The organism is Haloplanus rubicundus (assembly GCF_003342675.1).
In the GTDB taxonomy this organism is placed as follows: domain Archaea; phylum Halobacteriota; class Halobacteria; order Halobacteriales; family Haloferacaceae; genus Haloplanus; species Haloplanus rubicundus.
Map to the genome: position 1 here is coordinate 25,281 of NZ_CP031148.1, position 24,798 is coordinate 50,078.

General features: G+C 68.0%; 30 protein-coding genes and 1 tRNA gene. 11 read left to right on the forward strand and 20 right to left on the reverse strand.

Annotated elements, in window-relative coordinates; all coding sequences use genetic code 11:
- Positions 1–22 precede the first annotated feature (22 nt).
- Positions 23–499 carry a YbaK/EbsC family protein gene (locus tag DU484_RS00980; RefSeq protein WP_114584366.1) on the reverse strand — a complete coding sequence of 159 codons (477 nt, stop codon included), beginning with the start codon at positions 497–499 and terminating at the stop codon, positions 23–25.
- Positions 500–860: 361 nt separating this feature from the next.
- Here DU484_RS00980 and DU484_RS00985 point away from each other — a divergent pair, with 361 nt between their 5' ends.
- Positions 861–1,778 (forward strand): hypothetical protein, encoded by a 918-nt coding sequence (locus DU484_RS00985; RefSeq protein ID WP_114604858.1) that lies wholly within the window; start codon positions 861–863, stop codon positions 1,776–1,778.
- Positions 1,779–2,373: 595 nt separating this feature from the next.
- On the opposite strand, the gene DU484_RS00990 is transcribed toward DU484_RS00985, so the two are convergent.
- Together DU484_RS00990 and DU484_RS00995 are read right to left on the reverse strand one after the other, a co-directional pair.
- Positions 2,374–2,447 (reverse strand) — tRNA-Phe (locus DU484_RS00990).
- 54 nt (positions 2,448–2,501) lie between these two features.
- Positions 2,502–3,089, reverse strand: coding sequence for a hypothetical protein (locus tag DU484_RS00995; RefSeq protein WP_114604859.1), 588 nt, complete (start codon positions 3,087–3,089; stop codon positions 2,502–2,504).
- 80 nt (positions 3,090–3,169) lie between these two features.
- On the opposite strand from DU484_RS00995, the gene DU484_RS19315 reads away from it, so the two are divergent.
- Entirely contained in the window at positions 3,170–3,316 is a 147-nt protein-coding gene (locus DU484_RS19315; protein WP_157969223.1) for a hypothetical protein, read from the forward strand.
- On the opposite strand, the gene DU484_RS01000 is transcribed toward DU484_RS19315, so the two are convergent.
- The 8 genes from DU484_RS01000 to DU484_RS20215 form a co-directional block, all read right to left on the reverse strand.
- A complete protein-coding gene (locus DU484_RS01000; protein ID WP_114584368.1) occupies positions 3,298–3,822 on the reverse strand; it encodes an Ntn hydrolase family protein in 525 nt (174 codons plus the stop codon). The genes DU484_RS19315 and DU484_RS01000 overlap by 19 nt on opposite strands.
- 38 nt (positions 3,823–3,860) lie before the next feature.
- A complete protein-coding gene (ftsY, locus tag DU484_RS01005) occupies positions 3,861–4,967 on the reverse strand; it encodes a signal recognition particle-docking protein FtsY (RefSeq protein WP_114604860.1) in 1,107 nt (368 codons plus the stop codon).
- Positions 4,968–4,976: 9 nt separating this feature from the next.
- Positions 4,977–5,438 carry a prefoldin subunit alpha gene (gene pfdA, locus DU484_RS01010; RefSeq protein ID WP_114584370.1) on the reverse strand — a complete coding sequence of 154 codons (462 nt, stop codon included), beginning with the start codon at positions 5,436–5,438 and terminating at the stop codon, positions 4,977–4,979.
- Positions 5,438–5,614 (reverse strand): 50S ribosomal protein L18Ae, encoded by a 177-nt coding sequence (rpl18a, locus tag DU484_RS01015; protein ID WP_114584371.1) that lies wholly within the window; start codon positions 5,612–5,614, stop codon positions 5,438–5,440. The genes pfdA and rpl18a overlap by 1 nt, the downstream gene beginning before the upstream one ends.
- 36 nt (positions 5,615–5,650) lie before the next feature.
- Positions 5,651–6,316: a translation initiation factor IF-6 gene (locus DU484_RS01020; RefSeq protein ID WP_114584372.1), complete on the reverse strand. Its 666-nt coding sequence runs from the start codon at positions 6,314–6,316 to the stop codon at positions 5,651–5,653.
- A gap of 1 nt (position 6,317) precedes the next feature.
- Entirely contained in the window at positions 6,318–6,596 is a 279-nt protein-coding gene (locus tag DU484_RS01025; protein ID WP_114604861.1) for a 50S ribosomal protein L31e, read from the reverse strand.
- A complete protein-coding gene (locus tag DU484_RS01030) occupies positions 6,597–6,749 on the reverse strand; it encodes a 50S ribosomal protein L39e (RefSeq protein ID WP_049937522.1) in 153 nt (50 codons plus the stop codon).
- 77 nt (positions 6,750–6,826) lie between these two features.
- Positions 6,827–7,102 (reverse strand): hypothetical protein, encoded by a 276-nt coding sequence (locus tag DU484_RS20215; protein ID WP_262342815.1) that lies wholly within the window; start codon positions 7,100–7,102, stop codon positions 6,827–6,829.
- A gap of 24 nt (positions 7,103–7,126) precedes the next feature.
- Between DU484_RS20215 and DU484_RS19320 the strand changes: the two genes are divergently transcribed.
- Both DU484_RS19320 and DU484_RS01040 read left to right on the forward strand, forming a co-directional pair.
- A complete protein-coding gene (locus DU484_RS19320; protein ID WP_157969468.1) occupies positions 7,127–7,264 on the forward strand; it encodes a hypothetical protein in 138 nt (45 codons plus the stop codon).
- Positions 7,265–7,556: 292 nt separating this feature from the next.
- Positions 7,557–9,332 carry a CocE/NonD family hydrolase gene (locus DU484_RS01040; protein WP_114604862.1) on the forward strand — a complete coding sequence of 592 codons (1,776 nt, stop codon included), beginning with the start codon at positions 7,557–7,559 and terminating at the stop codon, positions 9,330–9,332.
- A 422-nt stretch (positions 9,333–9,754) separates the two neighbouring features.
- On the opposite strand, the gene thpR is transcribed toward DU484_RS01040, so the two are convergent.
- Positions 9,755–10,306: an RNA 2',3'-cyclic phosphodiesterase gene (gene thpR, locus DU484_RS01045; RefSeq protein WP_114604863.1), complete on the reverse strand. Its 552-nt coding sequence runs from the start codon at positions 10,304–10,306 to the stop codon at positions 9,755–9,757.
- Positions 10,307–10,387: 81 nt separating this feature from the next.
- Between thpR and DU484_RS01050 the strand changes: the two genes are divergently transcribed.
- Positions 10,388–11,125, forward strand: coding sequence for a tetratricopeptide repeat protein (locus DU484_RS01050; protein ID WP_114584376.1), 738 nt, complete (start codon positions 10,388–10,390; stop codon positions 11,123–11,125).
- Positions 11,126–11,416 (forward strand): DUF424 domain-containing protein, encoded by a 291-nt coding sequence (locus DU484_RS01055; protein ID WP_114584377.1) that lies wholly within the window; start codon positions 11,126–11,128, stop codon positions 11,414–11,416.
- On the opposite strand, the gene DU484_RS01060 is transcribed toward DU484_RS01055, so the two are convergent.
- The gene (locus DU484_RS01060; protein ID WP_114584378.1) at positions 11,413–12,102 is read right to left on the reverse strand and encodes a DUF4352 domain-containing protein; all 690 of its coding nucleotides are present in this window, start codon (positions 12,100–12,102) and stop codon (positions 11,413–11,415) included. The genes DU484_RS01055 and DU484_RS01060 overlap by 4 nt on opposite strands.
- Positions 12,103–12,240: 138 nt before the next feature.
- Between DU484_RS01060 and sufS the strand changes: the two genes are divergently transcribed.
- Both sufS and DU484_RS01070 read left to right on the forward strand, forming a co-directional pair.
- A complete protein-coding gene (sufS, locus tag DU484_RS01065) occupies positions 12,241–13,512 on the forward strand; it encodes a bifunctional cysteine desulfurase/selenocysteine lyase SufS (protein WP_262342917.1) in 1,272 nt (423 codons plus the stop codon).
- A 56-nt stretch (positions 13,513–13,568) separates the two neighbouring features.
- Complete coding sequence (locus DU484_RS01070) at positions 13,569–14,129, forward strand: nitrous oxide reductase accessory protein NosL (RefSeq protein WP_114604865.1); 561 nt, start codon at positions 13,569–13,571, stop codon at positions 14,127–14,129.
- 111 nt (positions 14,130–14,240) lie between these two features.
- Here DU484_RS01070 and thsA read toward each other — a convergent pair whose 3' ends face one another.
- The 3 genes from thsA to rio1 all read right to left on the reverse strand — a co-directional run bounded on the left by thsA (position 14,241) and on the right by rio1 (position 17,654).
- Positions 14,241–15,908 carry a thermosome subunit alpha gene (thsA, locus tag DU484_RS01075; protein WP_114604866.1) on the reverse strand — a complete coding sequence of 556 codons (1,668 nt, stop codon included), beginning with the start codon at positions 15,906–15,908 and terminating at the stop codon, positions 14,241–14,243.
- 293 nt (positions 15,909–16,201) lie between these two features.
- Complete coding sequence (locus DU484_RS01080) at positions 16,202–16,744, reverse strand: KH domain-containing protein (RefSeq protein WP_114584382.1); 543 nt, start codon at positions 16,742–16,744, stop codon at positions 16,202–16,204.
- 46 nt (positions 16,745–16,790) lie between these two features.
- Positions 16,791–17,654 (reverse strand): serine/threonine-protein kinase Rio1, encoded by an 864-nt coding sequence (rio1, locus tag DU484_RS01085; protein WP_114604867.1) that lies wholly within the window; start codon positions 17,652–17,654, stop codon positions 16,791–16,793.
- A 544-nt stretch (positions 17,655–18,198) separates the two neighbouring features.
- On the opposite strand from rio1, the gene DU484_RS01090 reads away from it, so the two are divergent.
- On the forward strand, positions 18,199–19,269 hold the full coding sequence (locus tag DU484_RS01090) for a DNA primase (RefSeq protein ID WP_114584384.1): 1,071 nt from the start codon (positions 18,199–18,201) through the stop codon (positions 19,267–19,269).
- Positions 19,270–19,307: 38 nt separating this feature from the next.
- Here DU484_RS01090 and DU484_RS01095 read toward each other — a convergent pair whose 3' ends face one another.
- Positions 19,308–19,505, reverse strand: coding sequence for a DUF7472 family protein (locus DU484_RS01095; protein WP_114584385.1), 198 nt, complete (start codon positions 19,503–19,505; stop codon positions 19,308–19,310).
- A gap of 149 nt (positions 19,506–19,654) precedes the next feature.
- On the opposite strand from DU484_RS01095, the gene DU484_RS01100 reads away from it, so the two are divergent.
- Positions 19,655–20,344, forward strand: coding sequence for an SWIM zinc finger family protein (locus DU484_RS01100; RefSeq protein WP_114604868.1), 690 nt, complete (start codon positions 19,655–19,657; stop codon positions 20,342–20,344).
- Here the strand turns inward: DU484_RS01100 and hjc are convergent.
- Together hjc and DU484_RS01110 are read right to left on the reverse strand one after the other, a co-directional pair.
- Complete coding sequence (gene hjc, locus DU484_RS01105; protein WP_114584387.1) at positions 20,341–20,763, reverse strand: Holliday junction resolvase Hjc; 423 nt, start codon at positions 20,761–20,763, stop codon at positions 20,341–20,343. The genes DU484_RS01100 and hjc overlap by 4 nt on opposite strands.
- A gap of 46 nt (positions 20,764–20,809) precedes the next feature.
- Positions 20,810–22,090, reverse strand: a complete 1,281-nt coding sequence (locus tag DU484_RS01110; RefSeq protein ID WP_114604869.1) for an adenosylhomocysteinase — start codon at positions 22,088–22,090, stop codon at positions 20,810–20,812.
- A gap of 242 nt (positions 22,091–22,332) precedes the next feature.
- On the opposite strand from DU484_RS01110, the gene DU484_RS01115 reads away from it, so the two are divergent.
- Complete coding sequence (locus tag DU484_RS01115) at positions 22,333–23,481, forward strand: PAS domain-containing response regulator (RefSeq protein WP_114584389.1); 1,149 nt, start codon at positions 22,333–22,335, stop codon at positions 23,479–23,481.
- Positions 23,482–23,484: 3 nt separating this feature from the next.
- Here the strand turns inward: DU484_RS01115 and DU484_RS01120 are convergent, their stop codons facing one another.
- Positions 23,485–24,777, reverse strand: a complete 1,293-nt coding sequence (locus DU484_RS01120; RefSeq protein WP_114604870.1) for an amidohydrolase — start codon at positions 24,775–24,777, stop codon at positions 23,485–23,487.
- Positions 24,778–24,798: the final 21 nt, after the last annotated feature.

The window sequence follows — 24,798 nt, forward strand, 5'->3', positions numbered from 1 at the left end:
GGCGACTGTCCCCTCCGCAGCGTTACTCGGCGATATCCGCCGGCGTCGCGTCCGCGAAGTCGACGAGCTGGGTCGGGGTGATCGAAAACAGGGCCTCGGGAACCCCGGCGCCGGCCCACACTGTCGCGTGGTCCACGAGCGTCTCGTCCACGTACACCGGGACCGACCGCTCGTGGCAGATGGGCGGGACGCCGCCGATGGCCCAGCCGGTCGTCCCGCGAACCGTCTCCGGGTCCGCCATCTCGACGGTGTCGGGAGGAACGCCCACGGCCGCGGCGAGTTTCGACTCGTCGACCCGGTTCGCACCGGAAGCGACGACCACGACGGGATCCCCGTCGGCGAGAAACACCAAGCTACTCGCGATCTCGGCCACCGAACAGTCGAGGGCCTCCGCCGCGTCGGCGGCCGTCCGCAACTCGTCGTCGAACTCCTTGACCGACGCGTCGAACCCGTAGCGAGCGTCGGCACGGTCGACGAACTCGCGCACTCGTGGGTGCATGGGTGAGGCGAGGGCGGCGGGGCCCAAGGGTGTACCGTTCCGGGCTGCGACTGAATAGCTCGGATCACGTCGAAGCCGTACCGAGCGAAGCGCGGTTTCACCGGACGCTCCCTGCGGTCGCGCCGGGTCGTTTTCCCCACGTTTTTGCGAGGAGTAGTCCCCGAAGGCGGCCGAGGAAACCCGACGAAGTAAGAAGTGGGCTAGCCTCCCCGAATTGAACACTGGACGGGCCTCACTGTGCCCTCCGAACGACCCGGCAGAGCACGTCGCTCCCGAAGACGCAAAAGGACGTGGCGACGGGACGCCGTCGTGCACTGGCAGAACTGACGAAGATTAAGTGATGCCGTTTGAAAGATTCCGTATGGTCGACCCGATCACGGCGACTCTCGGGGCGTTATCCTTGGGCGTCGACGCAGCGAGCATCTATCACCAGCGAAGAACCGCCACCACCGACGGCGGCGTCGACGAAATTGGCAGGGTCAAAGAGTTCTGGGAGGCACACCGTCGAGACACGCTCGATACGGGGTCGTACGTTACAGTCGAAGGAACGCTGTCGATGTACGCGCCGATGATCTTCGGAGATCCACGGCTCATCAAGCAGCGGCACTTCGAGTTCAGAGACGCACTTTCGACGGAGGCGCCGACCAGCATCGACGCCCTCGTCAGCATCAGTTCGGGACAACCGGTCGTCCGCCTGGAGCCGATGAAAGGGATCTACTACGCGGGACTCTATCAGGGCATCGGCCGAAATTCGATCCCCGTCTTCGTCGACGAGCAGCGCCTCGATTCGTGGTGTGACGAGCGTACGAACACCAGCAAGCAGGTGTGGGACGTCGCGTTGACCGGTCAGCTCGACGACCTGCCGACCGAGTGGGACGATTTTTTCTCTATTTTCGGCCTCGATCAGGAAGCTCCCGAATACGCGATCTATGTACAGGACGATAGCACCTCGAACATCGAGTATCGGGGAGAGACGAGGTTCTTCGAAGCCGACGTGTGGGCCGCGTACGAACACGGCGGCGAGCGCGACTGGATGACCCGGTGTCCCGACTTCGCCGAACGGACCGAGATCAGACGGGCGATCGACGCCATCATCGATAATCTCGAAGCGATCGGCGGTCCGGTCGAACTGGTCTCACAGTACGATCTCGTGGACCAGCCCCTGGGAAAGAGTCCGAGCATCGATCAGACGTCGACGCACGTCCAAGAGATGTCGAATAGACGAGTCCGGCAAACCTACATCGACGAAGTGTCGGAACTCGTCGATACGTACACCTAGACGGGCGTCGTTTGCGCCGAGTCGACAGCCAATTCGCCTGAAAGTCACGACCCGACGTATTTCGATCAGTTCGGTCACCCGTGCCGGACCTCCCGTATTCGCGTCGCTGCGCCCTTCCGACTCGCTCAACTCCGATCAGGCCGTATCTCTTCGCCCAAGAGTGAATTCGGTACGGAAAGACCGCCTCCCCGATTTGAACTCCGGAAGACTCGCTACCGCTCGTCTTTCGACTTCCCGCGAGCGGAGCGAGCGGGAAGGGGGACAGCTCGATCTTCAGTCGAGACGTGTCGAAGCCATGTACCGTGCCGAGCGGAGCGAGGCGCGGTTTCACTGCTGGCGAACGGAGTGAGCCAGCAGGGAGTTTTTCCCCACGTTTTTACGAGGAGCGGTTCCCGCAGGCCGCCGAAGGCGGCCAAGGAAACCCGACGAAGTAAAAAGTGGGAGTATGCCGCCTCCCCGATTTGAACTCGCCGAGACGTTCCTGCTCGCGCCTGCGGCGCTGCGCGGGCGTGCGACTCGTCTGCTCAAATCGGCTCGGGCATTTTCACTGCACACGAGCTCGGTCGCTTCGCTCCCTCGTCAGTTCGCAGGAAAATGCCGCCTCCCCGATTTGAACGGGGGACAGCTCGATCTTCAGTCGAGTGCTCTCCCAGTCTGAGCTAAGGCGGCGCAGTTTCGACGACGGGGATAGCAGGCAAAAGGATTTCGAAACGGATGGGCCAATCAGGACACGTCGCGTCGCTCGGTGAAGACGCGCGTCCCGCTGGCGGTACGGACCGTCGTCTCGATTCGAACGACGCCGTCGTTGGCCTCGATGCGCGCGGCGTCGACGTAGCCGACCCGGACGGTGCGCGTTCGCGTCACCGTCTGCCCCGCGTCGAGGCTGCCGACGTCGGACTGGCCCTCCCAGACGAGGCTGCCGTCGGTCGTGATTCGGGTGCTGACGCGCACCTCGGTGGCGGACGCCGACCCCTCGTTCGACAGCGCGACCGTCACCGACCGGCAGCGAGTGCCACAGGACTCGATCGATCGAACGCGCATGGCGATGGCGGGGGCGCGCTCGGCCGTCGACTGTGGGGTCGTCTCCGCCGCCGTCGCGGCCGGCGTGGGCGTCGAGCCGCCGTCGGCGCCGGTGGCCGTCGTCCCGGCCGGCCCGCTCATCCCGAGGGCGACGGCCGCGACGAGGACGACGACGAGACCCCCGAGCAGGACGAACTCGCCACGGGCGAGCGGCAGGTCCGTGCCGGTCTCGTCACCCTCGGTGTCGTCGGCCGACCCGGGCGGCGCTGGGTTTTCGTCCCCCGACTCCATGCCCCGACGTTGGCCGGCGCCGCCGATAGGTCTGATGGCCGCCGACGAGAGGCTTTTGCGCCGTCACGACAACGTGTTGCATGGAAGAGACGTTCGTCTGCCCCATCTGCGAGCACGCGTGCAAGACCCGAAATCACCTGCGCGAACACCTCCACGACCACCACCACAAAAGCGACATCATCGACCGCTATCTGGCGGAACTGAACGATCACGCCGACAGCCGGTAGCTGTCGTATTCGCTCCCCGTACCGGCGTCCCGTTCCGCGGCCGCCGAGAGCGCGTCGCGGGCGAGCGCCGCCGCCTCGTCGAGGGTCGCGTCGGGGTCGTGGCCCGCTTCGAGCGCACCCAGCGCCACCGATGCACCGCTCCCGAACGCCGCCACGTCGTCGGCGGTGACGCCGCCGTCGGGGCTGACGGCCCGGAGTGCGGGCCGACCGTCGCCGTCACGGGCGACCACAAGGACGGCGGCGTCGAACTCGGTGGCGAGGTCGCTCGCCATGCGGGTGAACGGTTCGATATCGAGGTCGCCGCGCTCGGTTCGGTACGTTCGAATCTCGCTCGCCAGACGGTCGGCGAAGCCGTCCACGTCCGCGCCGACGACGCCGAAGCCGACGCGCCCGAAGTCGAAGACGTGCCGGCGGGAGCGACTGCGGACGTGGCCGCCGCTCGCGACCACGCGGTCACCCGCGAGGACGACGCCGTCCGCACACGACACGCCGAGGACGGTGCTCATGGGTGATAGTTGGACGGGCGGACGGGTAGGGATGTCGTCTAGCCGACGAGGTCGGCGACCAGTTCCTCGGGATCGAACCGGTCGAGGTCGTCGTAGCCCTGCCCGGTGCCGAGAAAGAGGACCGGCTTGCCGGTCACGTAGGCGACTGAGATGGCCGCGCCGCCCTGCGAGTCGGCGTCGGCTTTCGTCAGCACCGCGCCGTCGATTTCGGCGGCGTCGTCGAACTGTTTCGCTCGCTCCACGGCGTCCTGGCCCGCGACCGCCTCGTCGACGAAGATGGTGAGGTCGGGGTCGACCACGCGGTCGATTTTCTCCAACTGGGCCATCAAGTCGCTCGACGTGTGGAGGCGGCCGGCTGTGTCGCCGAGCACCACGTCCACGTCGTTGGCCTCGGCGTACTCGACGCCGTCGTAGATGACGGCCGCGGGGTCGCCGCCCTGTTCGTGGGCGATCAGGCGCTTGCCGAGCGCCTCCGCGTGCTCGCGGATCTGCTCGTTCGCGCCCGCACGGTACGTGTCCCCGTTGGCGAGCACCGAGGAGTAGCCCCGATCCTCCAGATAGCGGGCCATCTTCGCGATGGTCGTGGTTTTCCCGACGCCGTTGACGCCGGTGAAGACGATGGTGACGGGTTTCTCCGCCTCCGCGATGCGCTCCTCGAAGTCGAACTGGCCGACGCTGATCACGTCGAGGAGGGCGTCGCGCAGGGCGTCGGCGACGAGGTCGCCCGTACTCGCCATCTGGGATTTGGTTTCGCCGATCAGGTTCGACCGGAGGTCGTCGAGGATGGCCTCCGCGACGCCCATCTCCACGTCGCTCTCCAGCAGGGCCATCTCGAGGTTCCAGAGCGGGTCCTCGAGGTCCTCCTCCTCGAGGACGACCTTGCCGGTGGCGAAGGCCTTGGCTCGCTGGAGGCGGCCGGGACCGTCTTCGTCCGCGTCCGACGACGCGGACTCAGTCGACGACTCGGCGTCGGTGTCGGCCTCGACGTCGGAGTCGGCGTCGGTGTCGGCCTCGACGTCGGAGTCGGCGTCGACGTCGGCCTCCGCCTCGACTTCAGCCTCCGCCTCCACGTCGGCCTCGGCGTCGGCACTCTCCTCGACGTCGCTCCGGAAACTGTCCAGCTTGTCTTTCAGTCCGTCGAACATCGGCCGTCCCTACTCGTCGCCCTGCTCTTGCTGTTGCTGCATCTGCTGCATCTGCTGTTGCTGCATCTGCTGTTGCATCTGCTGGGCCTGCTGCTCGATCTCGTCGCTCTCGGATTCGAGCTCCGAAATCTCGTCTTCCACGTCGTCGATCCGGTCGTCGAGGACGGCCTTCTTGCGTTCGAGCGCGTCGACGGCGTCGTCCTGTTCCTGCTCGGCCGCGTAGCCGCCGCCGAGGTCGACGATGACCTCGTCGATGTCCTGAATCTCGGCACGGAGGTACGCGCCGCCACCGAGGGGCACCTGCACCATCGAACCGCTGTCGAGCGTCTCGATGGCCTCGATGGCCTCGTCGATCTCGCTCTGTCGGGTGCGGAGGTCCTCGATTTCGGCTTCGAGTTCCGCGATCTCCTCGTCGATAGCTTCGAGTTCCTGGGAGAGCTGCTGGAGTTGCTGCTGACCGCCACCACCCATCATGCCGCGCTCACCTCGCTGATTTCGACCTGCGTTCGCTTGAGACCGTGCTCGCTGCCGAGTCGCGAGAGCGCGTGCTCGCGCGCGACGTTCTCGTTGGGAGCGTCGATGGTCTTCTCGAAGTCACGATGCCCGAGTCGATCCTGAAAGCGCCCGCTGACGACGAATTGACTCATGTACCGAAGGGTCGTGAGGAAGCGGGAAGTATCTTCCTACTCGATGTAGCCGAGGGTCTCCTCGATGCGACCCAGCTCCGGGCCGGTCGTGTCGGTCCCGACGACGTAGCCCGAATCGTTGGCGACGAGGCCGCTCCCGACGAGCGGCGCGCCGTAGTTGACGGTGCCGATGTCGGCGCGCACGTCGAGCACGTCCTCGATGGCTTCGAGTTCGGGTTCCCGGGACTTCGGGTGACAGAGGACGCCCTCGTTGGTCGCGACGGCAGCGGTACCGACGGTACGCACGTCCGCGAGATCGCCGCGCTCGACGGGCACGTCGAGTGCCGACTTCACCGCTTGGACGGCCTCACGGTTCAGATCGGGGTGGACGTACGCGCCGTAGTCGTTCGCGAGGACGACGTTGCCGGCGGCGTTGATGCGCCCGGGGAGTTCGGTGACGGGCAGGTCCGTCGCCTCCTCGATGGCGTCCATCTCGCGGTCGGTCGCCCGGCCGGAGACGAGCAGGCCGGACTCGTTGCCGACGGCGAGGGCGCCGACGGTGCCGGAGCCGCCGACCGTCGTCGGCACGGCGTCGACGTCGAGTTCCGCCGCCATGTCGGCGACGGTGTCGTCGTCGGCGTCCGGCCGCACGAGCAGACAGTCGTCCGTCGCGCGGGCGAACACGCCGACGTAGGACGAGCCGGCGAAGGAGGCGCGTAACACGTTAGTCGGCGAGTTCGGCTTCGACGGTCGGTTCCCCGTCCTCGACGAAGCGGGCGGCGCGAACGCGAAGCTTGCTCGGCGGGTTGTTGCGGCCCTGTGCCCACATGGCCTCGTTGATGCCGGGGTCGAGTCGAACCTCGCTCTCGTCGACCTTGAAGTGTTTCGCGAGGTGCCCGCGGACGAGCTTCATCGCGCGGTCGGCCTGCTTGTTCGACGGCGCGGCCTTCGCGTCGCGGAGCGGGACGGTCACGACGCGCTCCTCGAAGTCGTTGGCGCTCATCTATTCGTCCGTGTCGTTCCGGCGCCAGTTGCGCCGCTTGGGGTTGCGCGTCACCTGTCGGTCCGTCTTGAGCATGACCCACGCGGGCACGCGGCTGTTCTGGTTTTCCAGCTTTGCGAGGCGTTTCTTCTTCGCCTTCGATTTCTTGCCCATAGTGGGCACCACTACCCAGCCGCCGCATAAAATCTTGTTTGTTCGGCCGTCGCGGCGGACGGCGACGCGGACGCCCGTCAGGCGCCGTCGAACGGGTCCGCGAACCTGCCCCGGATGTAGTACCGGACGAAGTTCCCGTACGTTCGGTCGCCGGGGTGGTCCGCGACCTGTTCGTAGCGGACGATGCCGTCGGCGTTGAGTACGTCCCCGCCGGTGAGGCCGGTCCGCTCGACCTTCCGGCGTCTGGACTCGGAACGAACGCAATCGTAGGGGTTCGCTATCGCAACATACGATTTATCGACTGCGTGCGTGAGGCCCGAGGAAACCGCTGTTTCCGTGGCGAGAAGATTCACCACGTCGAAATCGGGGCGACGTGGATGATCGAGTCCGCGGTGGTCGCCGAGCGGTTCGCGGCGGGGCGGCTGTCGACACCTCACGAGGTACTGGTCGACGACCCGTCTCGTCGACGGGCGTTCCTGCAGTCGGGGGCGACCGGTGTGCGCGCGCGATTGTGATGAGCCAGAACGACTGACTTCGAGAGCTCACAGGCCGAGTCTGCGAGAGCGACGTTGTGGTCCGGTTCGGCGCGACACCGGCCGCTTTCACGCCCCGACTGTCCACCACCGGGCAGGGTGAAATGGGCATCCTGCGGGCAGATCCGACGGCGTTCGAGAGCGAGAGCGCCTACCGAATCGCCCGCGTGTCGCCCCGACCGTTGATTAACCGCCGCTTCTACATCCGACCGTCGCCGGATGCGACAACCCAGTATAAATCGTATGCCGCTATACAAAATGGAGAACACTACGGATGCCACCGGACGAACCGACGGCCGCGTATCGGACCGACGACTACACCCACGAAGCGCCGGACGGCACGCATCTCGCGATCCGCGTGTTTCGGCCGACCGAGGCGAACGCACCGTTCCCGACCCTGCTCCAGCGAACGCCGTACGGCCGCCCCGAGACGCCCGAGGACCTCGGCGTCGCGGCCCGCGCGATAGACGCCGGCTACGCCGTCGCCTACGAGGACACGCGCGGACGCGGTGACAGCGGGGGTGCGTTCGAGCCGTGGATTCACGAGGCGGCGGACGGCGCCGCGACGGTCGAGTGGCTGGCCGACCGCCCGTGGTCGACGGGCCGAGTGGGCACGTACGGCGGGTCCTCGCCCGGACAGGTGCAGGTGCTCGCCGCCCTCGAACGCCCCGAGGGACTGGCAGCCATCGCACCGATGTTCGCGCCGAGCGACCTCCACCGCGCCGACTTCTTCCAGGACGGTGCGATGAACGCGCAGGCGACGCTGACGTGGTCGTTCGACGCCGTCGCGGCCGATACCGTGGACCGACTCCACGCCGCGGGACGGCTCGACGACTCGACGGCCGAAGCGGCCCACGACGCCATCGAATCGGCGACCGACGAGTTGCTGGAGACGGCCACGACACGGCCCCTGATCGACCTCCCCGCGGCCGTCTTCGCGGACGTGGACCTCCCGGCCGACGTGGCGCCGGCGGACCTCGTCCCCCACTGGGACGCGTGGCTCTCGCGCCCGACCTACGACGACTTCTGGCGCTTGTTCGACCCCGAACCCGACTACGGCCGGATCGAGGTCCCCGGCCTCCACGTCACCGGCTGGTACGAACTCTGCCAGTCGGGGACGCTCGCCAACTACCGCGGCCTGCGCGACCGGTCGTCCGCGCCCCAGCATCTGGTCGTCGGGCCGTGGACTCACGGCGACACGTCGGGCGAGGCCGGGGACCTGAATTTCGGGACCGACGCGAGCACCGACGCCTACGGCGTCTGGGAGACGCATCTGGCCTTCTTCGACACCTACGTGCGGAACTGCCCGCGGCCGCCGTTCGACGACGGCCGCCTCGTCGAGACGTTCCGGACCGAACTCGGGGGTGGCGGGTGGGAACGCCACGACGACTGGCCGCCGGCCGCCGCCGAGCGGGAGCGGTGGTTCCTGCGGAGTTCGGGGACGGCGGCCACGGACGGGGGGCGACTGACCCGCGACCCGCCGCCGAAGTTCGAATCGCCGGACCGGTGGACCCACGACCCGACCGATCCGGTTCCGACCCGCGGCGGGCCGCTCTGCTGTGGCGACGTGGACGACGGCCCCTACGACCGGCGGGCCGTCGAACGCCGCGACGACGTGTGTACGTACACGACACCTCCGTTGTCGTCGGCGCTAGAGCTCGCCGGCCCCGTCCGTGCCGACCTGACGTTAGCCACGGACGCCCCGGACGCCGACGCCGTCGCGACGCTCGTCCACGTCGCGGACGAGGGGACGTACCCCATCACCAGCGGGATTCGACGCCTGCGCTATCGACGCGGCCGTGATCGGGAGGTTCCGGTCCCGGACGACCCGGTCCGCGTCGCCGTCGACATGTGGGACACGCACCACCGCGTGCCCGCGGGCGACCGACTCGGACTCGAGGTGGCGAGCAGCGACGCGCCGCGGTTCGATCCGCATCCGGGGACTGGGCGGCCGTGGCGGGCGACCGAGGAGGACGTGCGGCCGGCCGCACAGACGCTGTTCCACGAGCTGGACCGCGAGAGCACGCTGACGGTGACGCGGGCGCGCTGAACGGTGCAGAGACGACGGGGTTCCATATAGCGAAATAGAATTTATGACGCGGCATTCGGGCACCGTTCGGAAGCGCTGCTGAAGTGATCCCGACTCGCCGAGCCTGGAATCGCTGTCGTCCGGAAATCGGGGGTATCGTGCTCTTTCGGACCACGCGCGGTCCGTGCGTCACCGTTCGCGGCGGAGACCTGCGACTCCCTTGCAGTCCATCCGGTGGTGGCGGGTGGGGTTTCGAATCGTTTCCGGTTCTCCGGCGCCTCCGACCACGACGGTGCGGGGGACGACCCACACCGCCGAGCGCACGGGCCGTCCCGCTCGGAACCGGCCGGAACGCCTCGGTGGAGTCGGCAGAGCGGCCGGCGTTTCGGCGAGCGGTCGGTCCCGTCCCCCGATAAATCGTATGTGGCGATACGAAACGAGGATCATCCAAGCGGGAACCGCGCGACCGTCTCGTACACCGGTCCGTCGTCGGTCAGTCGACTCTCGGTGAGGCGCACCTCGGTCACGTCGTATCCGCCGACGGTAGGGTCGGCCTCGCGAACGACTCGCTGGACCGCCTCCTTACCCCGGGCGTCGTCCATCCGGGCGAGGGTGACGTGGGGCGTGAACTCGTGGTCTTCGGGGTCGAAGCCGAGCGCCGTCGTCTCGCGCTCGATTGTCTCGTGTAGACGGGTGAGTTCGGGACCGCCCTCGCGGACGCCCGTCCAGACGACGCTGATGTAGTCGAGCGAGGGGAAGACGCCGAAGCCGCCGACGACCATGTGGAAGGGGTCGACGCCGGCGTCGTCGACGGCCGTCGCGAGGGCCGCTTCGAGGGCGTCGAGGCGATCGGGGTCGACCTCTCCGAGGAACTTCAGCGTGACGTGGGCGCCCGCGGGGTCGACGGGTCGGAGACTTCCCACGGCGGGCAGGTGGGCCTGTGCGTCGGCGACGGCGTCGGGGTCGTCCAGGTCGACGCTGACGAACAGTCGCATGGTGGAGATTGGTGAGAGCCGTTCCTAAGTGTACGGGGCGGTGACGCAGGCCTTAACCCACCTGACACCCAACTTCGGCGTATGGACGACGACCCCGACCGCCCCCACCGATTCTCGGAAGGGCAGGGCTTCGACGAGGAGTACGAGGAGTTCTCGCTCGACCCGCCGGAACTCTCGGTCGACCCGACGCAGGTCGACCCCGTCGACTCGCGGGTGTTGACCGACATGCTCGACGAACGCAACGTCGCCAGCGACCAGGTCGACGCCGAACGCCTCGTCGACGTCGGACTCTCCTACATGGGGATCAACCGCTTCGAGGAGGCGACGGAGACGTTCGAGCGGGCGGCAAGCTTCGCCGATGACGACCCGGTCGAGCAGGAGGCGTGGGTGAACAAGGGCGCCGCCCACGCCCAACTCGAGGAGTACGACGAGGCGGTCGGCGCCTACGAGGAGGCACTGGCCATCGACGAGGACTCGGAACACGCCGCGTCGGCGCATACGAACCTCGCGTACACGCTCTGGGAGTGGGGCCGCACCGAACAGGCGCTAGAACACGCCGAGCGAGCCGTGGAGGTCGACCCCCGGTTCGCGCAGGCGTGGTACAACCGCGGGTTCTTCCTGTCGGAACGTGGCCTGCACGAGAACGCGGTCGACTGCTTCGACAACGCCATCCGCCTGGGGATGCGCAACGCCTCGGTGCTGGAGGAGAAGGCCATCGCGCTGGAGGAGGCGGGACAGACCGAGGAGGCCGAACGCGTCCAGGAGCAGGCCGAGGAACTGCGCGAGGAAGCCGAGCAGGAACTGGTCGAGGATCGGTAGATGCTGGTCCGCGAGCGCGACACCCCCGAGGGACTGCTGGTCGCCGTCTGCGACGAGGAGTGTCTCGGCGAAACCTACGGTAACGGCGACGTGTCGCTGACGGTGACCGAGGAGTTCTACGGCGGCGACGAGGCCGACGCCGACGAGGTGGTAGACTCGCTGACGCGGGCGTCGGTCGCCAACCTCGTCGGCGAGCAGTGTGTCACCGTCGCCATCGAGGCCGGTCTCGTCGACGAGGAGCGCGTGTTGGACCTCGGCGACGCGCTCCACGCCCAGCTGCTCTGGCTCTAAGTCATCGAACTCCGAAGTTCCTGCACCTCGGAGACGGGGCCGACGGGCACGTAGTGACTCTCGCCCGAGCCGCCGGTCGGGTTGATACGAATCCAGTAGTTCCGGTCGGGGTCCACGTCGAACACGACGGCACCGGTCTTGGTGTTGCCCGAGAGGACCGTCGCCGTACCGATCGGTTCGACGTCGATACGGTCGTCGTCGCCGATCTGTGGCGTCGCCTCGTCGTCGATGTAGAGGATCTGCTCTTCGTTCCAGGCGAGGAAGCTGTTGTTCGGGAACGAGAGGCTCCCGTCCCGCGGGTTACTCAGGTCGAGGACGACGATCAGGTACGTGCCGTCGGCGGTGGAGTTGTTCGCGCTGCTGCCGATTTGGTCGGCGCGGAAGAAATCGACGATCCGGTAGCCGACGGCTTCGTTGCCGCTGCCGACGGTGAACGACTCCCCGACTTCGTGGGTCGGCCCGCCGGGACCGGAGGCCGCCTCGGTGGCGGTCGGCTCCGGCGTGTCCGTCGCCGTCGGTTCCGGCGCCTCCGTCGCGGTAGCGGTCGGCGCTTCGGTTTCCGTCGCCGTCGCTTCCGCCGTCGCCGTCCCCGTCGGCGTCGCGTCCCCGCCGCCACCGCCACCACACCCGGCGAGCAATCCTGTGAGAACCGTTCCACACGCTGTCAACACGTTTCGACGTTCCATAGACGGGTTACGTGTGAGTGAGGGTAAAGAAGTTGGTGCCCATCCGACCGTCGGCGGCGTGTAACCGGAACCGGTTCAGGCTCGGACGAAACACCGAAGGGGTGTTATCCCTCCGGACCCTACCCGGCTGCAATGGGAGTGCAGGAATCGTATCCAATCGACGTAGAGGCCATCCGGGCCGATTTCCCCATCCTCGACCGGATGGTCGGGGGCAACGTGGAGACGCCCGGCGAGGGGCCAGGCGACGATACGCCGCTGTGTTATCTGGACAACGCCGCGACCAGTCACACGCCGGACCAGGTGGTCGATACGATCAGCGACTACTACCGGGGGTACAACGCGAACGTCCACCGGGGCATCCACCAGTTGAGTCAGGAGGCGTCGGTCGCCTACGAGGAGGCCCACGACACCGTGGCCGACTTCGTCGGCGCCGATGGCCGTGAGGAACTCGTCTTCACCAAAAACACCACCGAGAGCGAGAACCTCGTCGCCTACGCGTGGGGGCTGAACGAACTCGGACCCGACGATTCGGTCGTGATGACCGAGATGGAACACCACGCGTCGCTGGTGACGTGGCAACAGATCGCGAAGAAGACGGGCGCGGAGGTGCGTTACATCCGCGTCGACGAGCAGGGGTATCTGGACATGGACCACGCCGCCGAGTTGATCGACGGCTCGACGGTGATGGTGTCGGTCGTCCACGTTTCGAACACGCTGGGGACGGTAAATCCCGTCGCGGAACTGGCCGACATGGCCCACGACCACGACGCCCTCATCTTCGTCGACGGCGCGCAGTCGGCGCCGACGCGGCCCGTCGACGTGAAGGCGATGGACGCCGACTTCTTCGCGTTCTCCGGGCACAAGATGTGTGGTCCGACCGGTATCGGCGCACTCTACGGGAAGGAGTCGATCTTGGAGGAGATGAGTCCCTACCTCTACGGCGGCGACATGATCCGTCGGGTCACCTACGAGGACGCGACGTGGGAGGATCTCCCCTGGAAGTTCGAGGCCGGGACTCCCTCCATCGCGCAGGGCATCGCCTTCGCGGCCGCCGTCGACTACCTGGAAGACATCGGCATGGACGCGGTCCAGGCCCACGAGGAACTCCTCGCCGAGTACGCCTACGACCGCCTGACCGAGTTCGACGACGTGACCGTCTACGGCCCGCCGGGCGACGACCGCGGCGGCCTCGTCGCGTTCAACCTCGGGTCGGTCCACGCCCACGACCTCTCCAGCATCGTCAACGAACACGGCGTCGCCATCCGTGCCGGCGACCACTGCACCCAGCCACTCCACGACAAACTCGGCGCCGCCGCCTCCGCGCGGGCCTCGTTCTACATCTACAACACGCGCGAGGAGATCGATCTGCTGATCGACGCGCTCGAAGACGCCCGCGACTTGTTCGCGTAGCCCGGTTCGAGAACCGAACCGGATCGACTTTGGGCGCGTCGAACTGTCGACACACGATGAATAGACGAACGACGGTCGCGACGCTCGGATCGCTGCTCGGGACGGGCGGACTGGCCGGCTGTCTCGGCGGCTCGCCCCGACCGGACCCGGTCGACCTCTCGGGCGGCAAAGCCGACGATCAGGGTGGCATGATCATCGGCAAGCACGGCGGCCCGAACGGGCAGATATTCTACGAGAACGAGAGTCCGGCGGGACACGACAATCCGGCGTGGTTTCACACGCTCGCCTTCGGCCTCTTTCGGTACTACCTCCGTCACGAGCGCCGGGGCTGGGAGGCGACGGCCATCTACGTCACCGACTACTCGTCGCTCGATTACGAGTTGGACGAGCGGGACGGGCGGCCGTATATGCCCGCCCCGACGGCCGCCGGGACGTTCGGGGACGCGACGGCGATGACGTACGTCATGGAGAGTGACGTCCACGGGGGAATGGGCCCGGAGCTACATCCGTTCTCGGCGGCCGACGACGCCCGGGCGTTCGTCGAGGACCACGGCGGGCGAACGGTGGGCTTCGACGACGTGACGCCCCAGTTGATCGCGGCGTACACGTCGCGCTGATCGGGGTCGGGACTCGACGGTCGTTCGATGCCGATAAAATTCGAGGGGTGATCGGAAAGCCGAGTCGACTCGCGGGTCGGGTCGGAAGGGGTGCGTGGCTGGTGGCCTACGTCACATCGCGCCGCCCATGCCACCCATGCCACCCATGCCGCCCATGCCGCCCATGCCGCCGCCCATGCCGCCGGCGCCGCCGGGGCCGCCCTCGTCGCCGCCGTCGTCGCTGCCGCCGCCCTTGAGGTCGCCGGCGGCGATGACGTCGTCGATGCGGAGGATCATGACGGCCGCTTCCGTGGCGCTCTCGATGGCCTGGGTCTTGACGCGGAGAGGTTCGACGACGCCCTCTTCGTCCATGTCGACCACGTCGCCCGTGTAGGCGTCGAGACCGTCGGAGAGGTTGCCTTCACTGTGGCTGGCGCGGAGTTCGACCAGCGAGTCGATGGGGTCGAGACCGGCGTTCTCGGCGAGGGTGCGCGGGATCACGTCCACGGCCTCGGCGAAGGCCTCGACGGCGAGGGCCTCGCGGCCGTCGACGTCGTCGGCGTAGTCGCGCAGTCCGAGGGCGAGTTCCGTCTCGGGGGCACCGCCGCCGGGCAGGACCTTGCCGTCCTCCAGCGTGGTGCGCACGACGCCGAGGGAGTCCTCGACGGCGCGTTCGACCTCGTCGACGACGTGTTCGGTCCCGCCGCGGAGGACGAGCGTCACGGACTTGGCCTCGGCCACGTCCTCGACGAAGATGCGCTCGTCGCCGCCGATGTCCTTCTGGGCGACGGAGCCGGCGAAGCCGAGGTCGTCCTCGGTCAGGTCGTCGACGGAGCCGACGACCGTGCCGCCGGTCGAGCGGGCGAGCCGGGAGAGGTCGCTGTCCTTCGCGCGGCGGACGGCGAGGATGCCCTCCTGGGCCAGGTAGTGCTGGGCCATGTCGTCGATGCCGCTACCCACGAAGACGGCGTCGGCGCCGACTTCCTTGAGGTGATCGACCATCTCGCGCAGCTGTTTCTCCTCCTGATCGAGGAACTGCTGGAGCTGGTCGGGGTCGGTGACGTTGACCTCGGCGTCGATTTCGGTCTCCTTGACTTCGAGCGCGCCGTCGATCAGCGCGATGTCGGCGTCCTCGACGGCGTAGGGCATGCTGTCGCTGACGCGTTCCTTGTCGACGATGACGCCCTCGATGAGCTCGGAGTTGTCGATGGCGCCGCCGACGACCTTCTCGATGGAGACGTTGTCGGTGTCGACCCCGTCGTCGTCGCGCACGGCGAGCACGGCGTCGACGAGCAGGTCCGCGAGCTGGTCTTTGGCGCTCTCGGCGCCCTTGCCCGTCATCGCCGTCGCGGCGATCTTGACGAGGGTCTCGCGGTCGTCCGGGGAGACGTCGATGGCGTTCTCCTCGAGGATCTCCTTCGCCTTCTCCGCGGCCCGGCGGTACCCCTGGGCCAGCGTCGTCGGGTGGATGTCCTGGTCGATGAGCTCCTCGGCCTCGTCGAGGAGTTCACCGGCAATGACGACCGCCGTCGTGGTGCCGTCGCCGACCTCGTCCTCCTGGGTCTCGGACACCTCGACGATCATGTTCGCGGCGGGGTGGTCGATGTCCATCTCCTTCAGGATCGTGACGCCGTCGTTCGTGACGACGACGCTCCCGCCGGAGTCGACGAGCATCTTGTCCATCCCTTTCGGACCGAGCGTGGTCCGTACGGCCTCCGCGACGGCCTTGCCGGCCGTGATGTTCATCGTCTGGGCGTCTTTCCCCTGTGTCCGCTGAGAGTCCTCGCCGAGAATGATCATCGGCTGGCCTTGCTGCATTCGCTGAGACATAATCGGTCGTTGATTGATTGTGATTCTATAAAAATATTGTGATTCTTCGTATGTGACACCGTGCCGCAGTCACGTGATTAGGCGAATCGGGCGGGGGCGTGAGGGTGGGGGAATGTAGTGCGTCACTCGGTACCACGGGGTGCGCGTCGATAGGGGTGTGGAAAAAACGGATCGGGCGTGCGCTCGGAGGGAGTATCGGAAGTCAGCAGGGGTTCTACCGGGACGGTCCGGCGAGCATCCCTGGACAGTGACGATACCCTCGATCAGTTCGACGGCTGGAGGTCGGCGCCGCGAGTCAGTTCGTTGTGCTTGCGTTCGAGGAAGCCGTACACCGCGCCGTGGGGGGCGCCGTCGAGCAGCATCTCGGCGGCTCGGCGGACGGCCTGAACCTCCTCGGGCTGCCCGATGATGCCCAGCGTGGTTCCGTAGATGACCACGTCGGCGCCGGAGAGTTCCTCCATTAGCTCGCGGGTGCGACCGTCCTCGCCGATGAGGCGGCCCTTCTGTCGCTGGAGGTCGTTCTTGTTTCTGGTGGCCTCGTCGATGTCGATGAGGTCGAACATCCGCATATCGTTGTCGAGCAGGGAGAGCGCCGCGTCGGGGCGGAAGCCGCGGCCGATGGCGCGGACGATGTCCGGTGCCACCATCGCGGTGACGGGGTCGCCGACGGCGTCGATGGCGACGCTCCCGCTCTCGGAGTCGATGTCGAGGCGGACCTCGGCGCGTCGCTCGATCTCGCGCATCGTCTCGCCTCCGTCGCCGATGAGGACGCCGAGACGGTCCTGCGGTACCTTCACGTGCTGCATAACCGTCGATACCGGCCGTAGCCGTTTAAGCGTTCTCGCTCGGGAATTAGGGCTCTGCCTCGACCGCGGTCACGAACTCGCGGAGGTCGGCCGGGTCCACGTCGATCCCCTGCCGGGTGAAAAACGAAGCGACGTTCCGGCAGTCCCGCGCCAGGAAGTCGTCGGCGTTCGGGTGATGAACCGTCACCGCCTGCCCGAGGTCGATCACCACCAGTTCGCCGTCGTGGATGATCAGGTTGTACTCCGAGAGGTCGCCGTGGACCAACCCCGCGCCGTAGAGCCGGCGCATGTACTCGCGGACCACCTCGAACGCCGTCTCGGGGTTCTCGACGTTCACTTCCGCCAATCGCCGGGCACGCTCTTCGACCAGCCCCACCAGCTCCATCACGAGGACGTTCCGCTCGACGGCGATGGGCTCCGGCACCCGGACCCCGGCCTGCCGCGCCCGGCGCAGGTTCGCGAACTCCTTTTTCGTCCACGCCAGCACCACCTTCTTCTTGTCCGAGCCGATCCCCTCGAACCGCGGGTCGCCTTCGAGGTACGCCCGCATCTCCTGGAAGTTCGAGGCGTTGATGCGGTAGATCTTCACCGCCACGTCGCGGTCGTCCGCGCCGAGGGCTTCGTAGACGTTGGCCTCCTTCCCCGTCGATATCGGTCCGCCGAACGCGTCGATGTAGCCGTCCTGCACCAGCTTGTAGATGGCCGCGAAGGTGGCGTCGTCGAACACCGACTGCTCCACCTTGAACTGGTCGGCGTCCTTCAGACGCTTGCGGAATTCGGCGAACTCGCGGTCCCGTTTTCTGGCGATGCGATCCGCTTCGGTGTCGGAGACGTCGATCTCCTCCCACTCGTCGCCGAAGTCCTCGCCCTCGCCCTCCTCGGGATCGAGCAGACCGTACTCCTCTGTCATCTAGGTCGGCGTACGCGGGCGAGGGGGAAAAGCGTGGGTATCGGCTAGTAGTAGATGGAATCTGAACCGGTGAAGTGGCAACTGGAACCACCTCGAAAGCCCCCGCCGTCTCGACTCCCGGGACTCGTTGCGGTCCTCGGCCTCCGGCCTGCGGTCCTTACGTCGTCCGGGTTCGCGGAAAGACTCGCTGCGCTCGTCTTTCCTGCCATCCGCTCGCTTCGCTCGCGGAGACGCCGAGACGGTGGCCCCTTTCAGTCCCACCCACGTCGGCTGGCCAATCAGCCGCATCGGGTGGGACTGAAAGGGGCGAGTCGTCATCGGGCGGCGAAGCCGCCCGATTGCCCGAGGGAGCTTCGCTCCCTCGCTGCTGGGGGAAGGCGGGCGACGCAAGCACCGCAGCGAAGCGAGGAGCGCAGCGAGCCCCCCGAGCCCAGCGACTCGGGGCTTTCGAGGTGGTGACGGAATCGACGAGATCCGATCCATAATCTGCGTTCGAGACTGGTGACCGTCGCGCTTATCCACCCCGCTCCACAACCGACCGTTCATGCGTCCCGACCCGCTGTACGCCCGGTATCCGTTCTTCCGCGCCGCCCGCGAGGCGGTCCAGCGGGCGGACATCTCGCCCCCGCGGCTGGTCACCGAGGGCGACCCCGCCGTCGAGCGCGCCCGCGAACGCGTCGAGCGCGCGCTCATGTCCGGCACCGTCGAATCGGAGACGCCCGGGCGCTGGAGTGACCGCGACGAACTCCTCTCCTATCCCATCGCGCGCATCCTCGTCTCGTTGGTCGACGTACGCGCCGCCGTCGAGAAGTACGCCGAGGCGGAGGCCGAGACGGCGTTCGAGCGCCTCACCGCCGACCTGGAGGCCGACGACGCGGCACTCCGGAGCGTCTCGACGCCCCGCGCCGACCTCGGGACGGTCCTCGACGAGTTCGACCTCGACGGGGCGGTCCGGCGGGTCGACGGCGACCGGGGCCGCGCCGGCTACCGGATCGACGTGACCGCGTACCTCCGCCTCGCCGACCCCGACTGGGGCGACGGCTGGCGACTCGTCAACCGTGACCTCGCCGACGGAACGGTGCCCGTCGACGACGCGGAACTCACCCGCCTGCTCCGGGAGGCGGTCCGCCGCCGGGTCGCCGACGGCCTCCCCTTCGAGGTGCGGGGGAGTTCGGGCGGTGACGCCATCGCGGACGCGCTGGCCGAGGACGTGGCCACCCTCCGTGACCGCCTCGCGGAGCGCGAACGCCTCCCGGACGTGGACGCCGTCGTCCCCGCGCAGTTCCCCCCCTGTATGCAGGCGTTGCTGGAGGACGACGAGGACCCCCTCGACCCCCACGCCGCCTTCGCGGCCACCGCCTTCCTCGTCTCGCTGGGCCTCGACGCCGACGCCATCGCCGAGCGGTGGCCCGTCCTCGACGACGGCTCGCTGTCCTACCGGGCGACGGTGCTCGACGACCGCGGGGGGAGCCAGTACCCCGCGCCTTCGTGTGCGACGATGCAGACGTTCGGCGACTGCGTGAACCCCGACGAGCGCTGTGAGACTATCGACCACCCGCTCCGCTACTACGCGGCGGCCGTCGCGGACGCCGACGCCGACGCGAACGCGGACTGACGGTCGGCGACCGGCGGGGAGGACGGAGGAGACCCGCCTCAGTCGGAGAGAAGGAAGCCGACGACGGCCATCAGGAGGATGAACAGGACGATAGCGCCGACGAGCGCCAGCCCGCCGGCCGACCCCAGCCCACCGTCGTTGAACGTGGTGCCGATGCCGACGACGAAGGCGACGAAAACCCCCACCGCGGCGACGGAGATGGCGATTTTCCGGACCATCCCCTCTTCGAGTTCCATATGCGGGCATCCGCCGGCCTCCTCAAAAGGGCTTCGATGAGACGACGCCCCCCGATCAGGCCGTATTCTCCGGACAGGCCGCCCGAAACGAGGGTTTAGATGTATCGAGCACCAAGGACGGGTACCGGAGCGACGGTCGCTCCACACCCATGACGCACCCAGCACACACACCCGCGTCACTGCCGGCGACCCGCTCGAAGACCACGTTCCCCGCCGCCGGAACGACGGGCCGCGCCAGGCGCGCCCGCGTCGAACCCATGGCGGTCCGCCCGCTCCGCGACGGCCGCTACGCCGTCGAGACGGCGGGCGGCACGTACGTCGTCGACCCCGACGCGCACACCTGTACCTGTCCCGATCACCAGCTCCGCGGCGCCCGGTGTAAGCACCGCCGCCGGGTCGCCCTCGAGGTGACGGCGGGGCTCGTGCCGCCGCCCGGGAAACGCACCGCCGTCTGTGCGGTCTGTGGCGGGCGCACGTTCGTCCCCACGGCGTTCAGCGGCCCGGCACTCTGTCCGCGCCACGACCACCGAGTGGGCGCGCTCGTCCGTGATCGGGAGACGGGCGACCGCCTCGTCGTCGTCGGCGCGGCCGGCGAGCGCGCCGACCGGGTCGAGACGGCGGAGGGGCGACTCGTCGCCGACTACCCCACCAACGCCGACTACGGCTCCCACGAACCCGTCTTCTGGGTCGTCTACCTCGACTCCCTCGGCCGTGACGGCGACGTGCGGCGCTACGCCTTCCCGGCGTCACGGCTGCAGCGGATCGACTCCGAGGGCGCGACCCACCCGGACGCCGGCCCGACCCCCACGGACGGCGCGGCGTCGACGACGACCGCCTAGGGGTCGTCGAGACGCGCCTGCGTCGAGTGGCCGACGAGTTCGTCCAGATCCTCCCCCTCGGCCAGCGCCGTCTCCTTTTTCACCCGGTAGTTGCCGCCGTCGGTGACGTGCAGGTCGCCGGGGTGGAAGAAGTACCAGTCCTCGCGGTCGAATCGGGCGGCGACCCGTGCCTTCGCGCCGAAGTTGCGGGCGAAGTAGATGAGGGATTCGACCTCCTCGCCCGAGAGGTAGATGGGGTCGCCGGCGGACGACTTCGCCTCGATGGCGTAGAACTGCTCGCCGTCGCCGGCGAGCACGTCCGGCAGGTCACGCTCGGTGGCGCTCCCGCTCGCGGGGGCGCGCATCACCGCGAAACCCGCCGCGTCGAGTTCGTTGACGAGTTCGCGCTCCCGGCGGTCCCCCTTGCGGTTCGCGGACATACGAACGACTGGGCGGTGGCGGGTTATAAAGAGCCGGTCGGCGGGCTCAGGTCCCGTGATCCCACGAGTCCAGATACTCGCGCTGATCGTCGCTCAGGTCGTCGATGGCGATGCCCTCGGCGTCGAGTTTCACCTCGGCCACCTCGCGGTCGAGGCGGTCCGGCACCTCGTGGACGCCCGCGTCGTAGGCGTCGGGGTTCGCGGCGAGTTCGCGCACGCAGACGGCCTGTACGCCGAAGCTCTGGTCCATCACCTCGACGGGGTGGCCCATCGAGAGCGGGCCGGCGAGGTTGACGAGTCGCCCCTCGGCGAGCACGTTCAGCCGACGGCCGTCCGGGAGTTCGTACTCTTCGACGCCCTCGCGGACCTCACGGGTCGAGTCGGCCATCTCGGCGAGTTCCTCCAGATTGATCTCCACGTCGAAGTGGCCGGCGTTGGCCAGCAGGACGCCGTCCCCCATCTCCTCGAAGTCCTCGCGGGTGATCACGTCGCGGTTGCCCGTCGTCGTCACGAACACGTCGCCCTCGCTCGCGGCCTCGTGCATCGGCATCACCGCGTGGCCCTCCATGTGGGCTTCGAGGGCGCGGCGGGGGTCGACCTCCGTGACGATCACGTCGGCGTTCATGCCCGCGGCCTTCTTCGCGACGCCGCGACCGCAGTAGCCGTAGCCGCCGACGACGACCGTCTTGCCCGCGATGGAGAGGTTGGTCGTCATGGCGATGTTCGTGAGTGCGGACTCGCCGGTGCCGTGGACGTTGTCGAACAGCGTCTTCATCGGCGTGTCGTTGACGGCGAACATCGGGTACTTCAGCGCGCCGTCGTCGGCCATCGAGCGCAGGCGGTGGACGCCGGTCGTCGTCTCCTCGCACCCACCTTTCAGCTGCGGGATCAGGTTGGGGTGTTCGTCGTGGATGTGGGTCACCATGTCGGCGCCGTCGTCGACGGTGATGGTGGGATCGACGCCGACGACGGCCTCGATGGCGTCGTAGTACTCGTCGGTGTCGACGCCGTGGGCGGCATAGGAGGTGACGCCGTCGACGGCGTGGAGCGCCGCGCTCACGTCGTCCTGACTGGAGAGGGGGTTACAGCCGGTGATGGCCACTTCCGCGCCGCCGACGGCGAGGAGTTCGACGAGGACGGCCGTCTTGGCCTCGACGTGCATCGCCATCGCGATTCGCTCGCCGGCGAGGGGTTGCTCTGCTTCGAAGTCCTCGCGGAGCGCGGCGAGGATGGGCATGTGTGCCTCCGCCCAGTCCATCTTCCGACGCCCCTCGGCGCGGGCCGTATCGGGGTCGTCGAGTCGCTCGGCTATCGTGGGTGCGGTCATACGTCCCGTAGCGGGAGGCGTGGCAAAACGGTACCGTCTCGAGCGTCGGAGAGCGGGCCGCCGCCGAGTCGGCGGCAGCCCGCTCTTGACGCGTTCGAGACCCGCAGTGGGGTGGGAAAGCCCACTTCGGGGGGCGCGCTCGACGGGGTCGAGACCCGCGGTGTTGCGGACGCCCACGGTCGGCGGCGGGATAGCCATAGTTTGATACTACCCTCGGTCGGATCGAAGGGTACGAATCAGTCATGCCAGAGGAGTTCCGCGTGTTACACGTCGACGACGACGCGGCCCAACTCGACCTGACGGCCGACTGCCTCGAACGGGCGGACCCTCGCCTGCAGGTGCTCACCGAGACGAGCGCCAGCGACGCGCTCGATCGTATCGAGGCGGCGGCGGTCGACGCCGTCGTGAGCGACTATCAGATGCCGGGAATGGACGGGCTAGCCTTCCTCGACCGCGTCCGCGACGACTACCCCGACCTCCCGTTCGTCCTCTTTACCGGACAGGGGAGCGAGGAGATCGCGAGCGAGGCCATCGCCCGCGGTGTCACCGACTACCTCCAGAAAGAGGGCGGCACCGACCAGTACACCGTCCTCGCGAATCGACTCACGAACGCTATCGAGCGCCGTGAGGTGGCGGCGAAACTGCGACAGCGCGAAGCCCACCTCCGACAGGCACAGTCGGTAGCGACCCTCGGCAGTTGGTGGACCGACGTCGAATCGGACGAGCTGTACTGGTCGGACGAGGTGTACGAAATCTTCGAGGCCGACGAGCGAACGCTGCCGCTCGACCACGAGGCGTTTCTGTCGTACGTCCACCCGGACGATCGGGAGTTCGTGGAGAAGAAGTGGCTCGCCGCACTGAACGGAGAGTCCTACGACATCGAGCATCGAATCGTCGTCGACGGGGAGACGAAGTGGGTTCGGGAACAGGCCGAACTCTCCTTCGAAGACGGGACGCCCGTCCGCGCCACGGGCGTCGTACAGGACATCACCGACCGTAAAGAACGGCGCCAGCAACTCCGGGAGACGAACCGCCAGCTACAGGCGGTACTCGACACCGTCGACGCCGCCATCTTCACCAAAGAGGTCGACGGCACCTACCGCCTCGCCAACGACACGGCGCGGGAACTTCTGGGCGTCGACGACGGCGAGATGGTCGGCCGGACGGCGGCGGACCTGTTCCCGGACGCACTCGCCGAGCAGTTCCGTGCGGACGACCGCCGCGTCGTCGAAACCGGCGAGTCGGTGCGGAAAGAGGAGGAACTGCCGCTCCCCGGCGGCGCCCGGACACACCTCACGATCAAGAGTCCGATCGTCGACGAGGACGGTAACGTGACCGGCATCTGTGCCGTCTCGACGGACGTCACCGGCTGGACGGCCGAGAGACGCTGACGGTCAGACGCCCGCTCGCTCCAGCAACCCGTCGGCCCGCGCCGCCGCCCGCTCCATCACCGCCGCCTCGTCGAGCGTCAACACCTCGCGGTCACGCATCAGCACCTCGCCGTCACAGACCGTGTGGCGCACGTCGGACCCGCGGGCGGCGTAGGCGAGGTGGCTCACGAGGTCGTGTTCGGGCGTCAGATGCGGCGCGTCGAGGTCGATCACCGCGAGGTCGGCCCTGGCACCGGCCTCGATCCGGCCGGCGTTCAGGCCCAGTACGTCGGCGCCGCCGGCCGTCGCCATCGACACGGCGTCGGGGGCGGCGACGGCGCTCGCGTCGCCGGCGGCGAGTTTCCCGAGCATCGCCGCGTCCCGCAGTTCGTCGAAGAGGTCGAGGTCGTTGTTCGAGGCGGCGCCGTCGGTGCCGAGACCGACCGGGACACCTGAATCGAGAAGCCGCTGGACCGGCGCCATTCCCGAGGCGAGTTTCATGTTCGACGCCGGGCAGTGGACGACGCCCGTCCCCGTCCGGGCGAGCAGATCGATCTCCCGGTCGTCGAGGTGGACGCCGTGGGCGAAGAAGTCGGACTCGGTACAGAGGCCGAGGTCACGCGCCCACTCGACGGGGCGCTGGCCGCGCTCCTCGACGATCGGTTCCACCTCGTCGAGCGTCTCGTTGGCGTGGTAGTGGACCGGGACGCCGGCGTCGTGGGCCTCCGCCGCCGCCAGTTCCAGCAACTCGGGCGTGACGGTGGTGAGGCTGTGGGGCATCACCGCCGTCGAGATTCGCCCGTCCGCGGCGCCGTCGAGTTGCCGCGCCATCGCGACCGACTCCTCGATATCCGCGCGGGCGGCCGCGCCGTCCTTGCCCGCCGAGATGGCGCCGTGACCCAGCATCGCCCGCATCCCCGCCCGCTCCACCACGTCCGCGGTGCGGTCGATTTCGAAGTACATGTCGGCGAAGGTCGTCGTCCCGGATCTGATCATCTCGAGGACCCCCAGCGCGGCGCCGGCCTCGATGTCCTCGGGTTCGAGCGCCGCCTCCACCGGCCAGATGTCCTCCCGGAGCCACGCGTCCAGGGATTTGTCGTCGGCGTGGCCGCGCAGGAGCGTCATGGCGACGTGAGTGTGGGCGTTCACCAGTCCGGGCATCACCAGGTCGCCGTCGGCGTCGAGTTCGTCGTCGCCGGCGAGTTCGGCACCGAGTTCGACGATGTCGCCCGCCTCGCGGTCGACCAGCACGTCCGCCTCGGTGACGGTCATGTCCGAGCGGAGGATGCGCCCGCCGCGGATCGCAAGCGTAGCCATGTTCCACCCTCGCCGCCGCCC

Coding starts and splice junctions, on each gene's coding strand:
- DU484_RS00980 (WP_114584366.1), bottom strand. CDS start 499: ATGCACCCACGAGTGCGCGAGTTCGTCGACCGTGCCGACGCTCGCTAC.
- DU484_RS00985 (WP_114604858.1), top strand. CDS start 861: ATGGTCGACCCGATCACGGCGACTCTCGGGGCGTTATCCTTGGGCGTC.
- DU484_RS00995 (WP_114604859.1), bottom strand. CDS start 3,089: ATGGAGTCGGGGGACGAAAACCCAGCGCCGCCCGGGTCGGCCGACGAC.
- DU484_RS19315 (WP_157969223.1), top strand. CDS start 3,170: ATGGAAGAGACGTTCGTCTGCCCCATCTGCGAGCACGCGTGCAAGACC.
- DU484_RS01000 (WP_114584368.1), bottom strand. CDS start 3,822: ATGAGCACCGTCCTCGGCGTGTCGTGTGCGGACGGCGTCGTCCTCGCG.
- ftsY (WP_114604860.1), bottom strand. CDS start 4,967: ATGTTCGACGGACTGAAAGACAAGCTGGACAGTTTCCGGAGCGACGTC.
- pfdA (WP_114584370.1), bottom strand. CDS start 5,438: ATGGGTGGTGGCGGTCAGCAGCAACTCCAGCAGCTCTCCCAGGAACTC.
- rpl18a (WP_114584371.1), bottom strand. CDS start 5,614: ATGAGTCAATTCGTCGTCAGCGGGCGCTTTCAGGATCGACTCGGGCAT.
- DU484_RS01025 (WP_114604861.1), bottom strand. CDS start 6,596: ATGAGCGCCAACGACTTCGAGGAGCGCGTCGTGACCGTCCCGCTCCGC.
- DU484_RS01030 (WP_049937522.1), bottom strand. CDS start 6,749: ATGGGCAAGAAATCGAAGGCGAAGAAGAAACGCCTCGCAAAGCTGGAA.
- DU484_RS19320 (WP_157969468.1), top strand. CDS start 7,127: ATGATCGAGTCCGCGGTGGTCGCCGAGCGGTTCGCGGCGGGGCGGCTG.
- DU484_RS01040 (WP_114604862.1), top strand. CDS start 7,557: ATGCCACCGGACGAACCGACGGCCGCGTATCGGACCGACGACTACACC.
- thpR (WP_114604863.1), bottom strand. CDS start 10,306: ATGCGACTGTTCGTCAGCGTCGACCTGGACGACCCCGACGCCGTCGCC.
- DU484_RS01050 (WP_114584376.1), top strand. CDS start 10,388: ATGGACGACGACCCCGACCGCCCCCACCGATTCTCGGAAGGGCAGGGC.
- DU484_RS01055 (WP_114584377.1), top strand. CDS start 11,126: ATGCTGGTCCGCGAGCGCGACACCCCCGAGGGACTGCTGGTCGCCGTC.
- DU484_RS01060 (WP_114584378.1), bottom strand. CDS start 12,102: ATGGAACGTCGAAACGTGTTGACAGCGTGTGGAACGGTTCTCACAGGA.
- DU484_RS01070 (WP_114604865.1), top strand. CDS start 13,569: ATGAATAGACGAACGACGGTCGCGACGCTCGGATCGCTGCTCGGGACG.
- thsA (WP_114604866.1), bottom strand. CDS start 15,908: ATGATCATTCTCGGCGAGGACTCTCAGCGGACACAGGGGAAAGACGCC.
- DU484_RS01080 (WP_114584382.1), bottom strand. CDS start 16,744: ATGCAGCACGTGAAGGTACCGCAGGACCGTCTCGGCGTCCTCATCGGC.
- rio1 (WP_114604867.1), bottom strand. CDS start 17,654: ATGACAGAGGAGTACGGTCTGCTCGATCCCGAGGAGGGCGAGGGCGAG.
- DU484_RS01090 (WP_114584384.1), top strand. CDS start 18,199: ATGCGTCCCGACCCGCTGTACGCCCGGTATCCGTTCTTCCGCGCCGCC.
- DU484_RS01095 (WP_114584385.1), bottom strand. CDS start 19,505: ATGGAACTCGAAGAGGGGATGGTCCGGAAAATCGCCATCTCCGTCGCC.
- DU484_RS01100 (WP_114604868.1), top strand. CDS start 19,655: ATGACGCACCCAGCACACACACCCGCGTCACTGCCGGCGACCCGCTCG.
- hjc (WP_114584387.1), bottom strand. CDS start 20,763: ATGTCCGCGAACCGCAAGGGGGACCGCCGGGAGCGCGAACTCGTCAAC.
- DU484_RS01110 (WP_114604869.1), bottom strand. CDS start 22,090: ATGACCGCACCCACGATAGCCGAGCGACTCGACGACCCCGATACGGCC.
- DU484_RS01115 (WP_114584389.1), top strand. CDS start 22,333: ATGCCAGAGGAGTTCCGCGTGTTACACGTCGACGACGACGCGGCCCAA.
- DU484_RS01120 (WP_114604870.1), bottom strand. CDS start 24,777: ATGGCTACGCTTGCGATCCGCGGCGGGCGCATCCTCCGCTCGGACATG.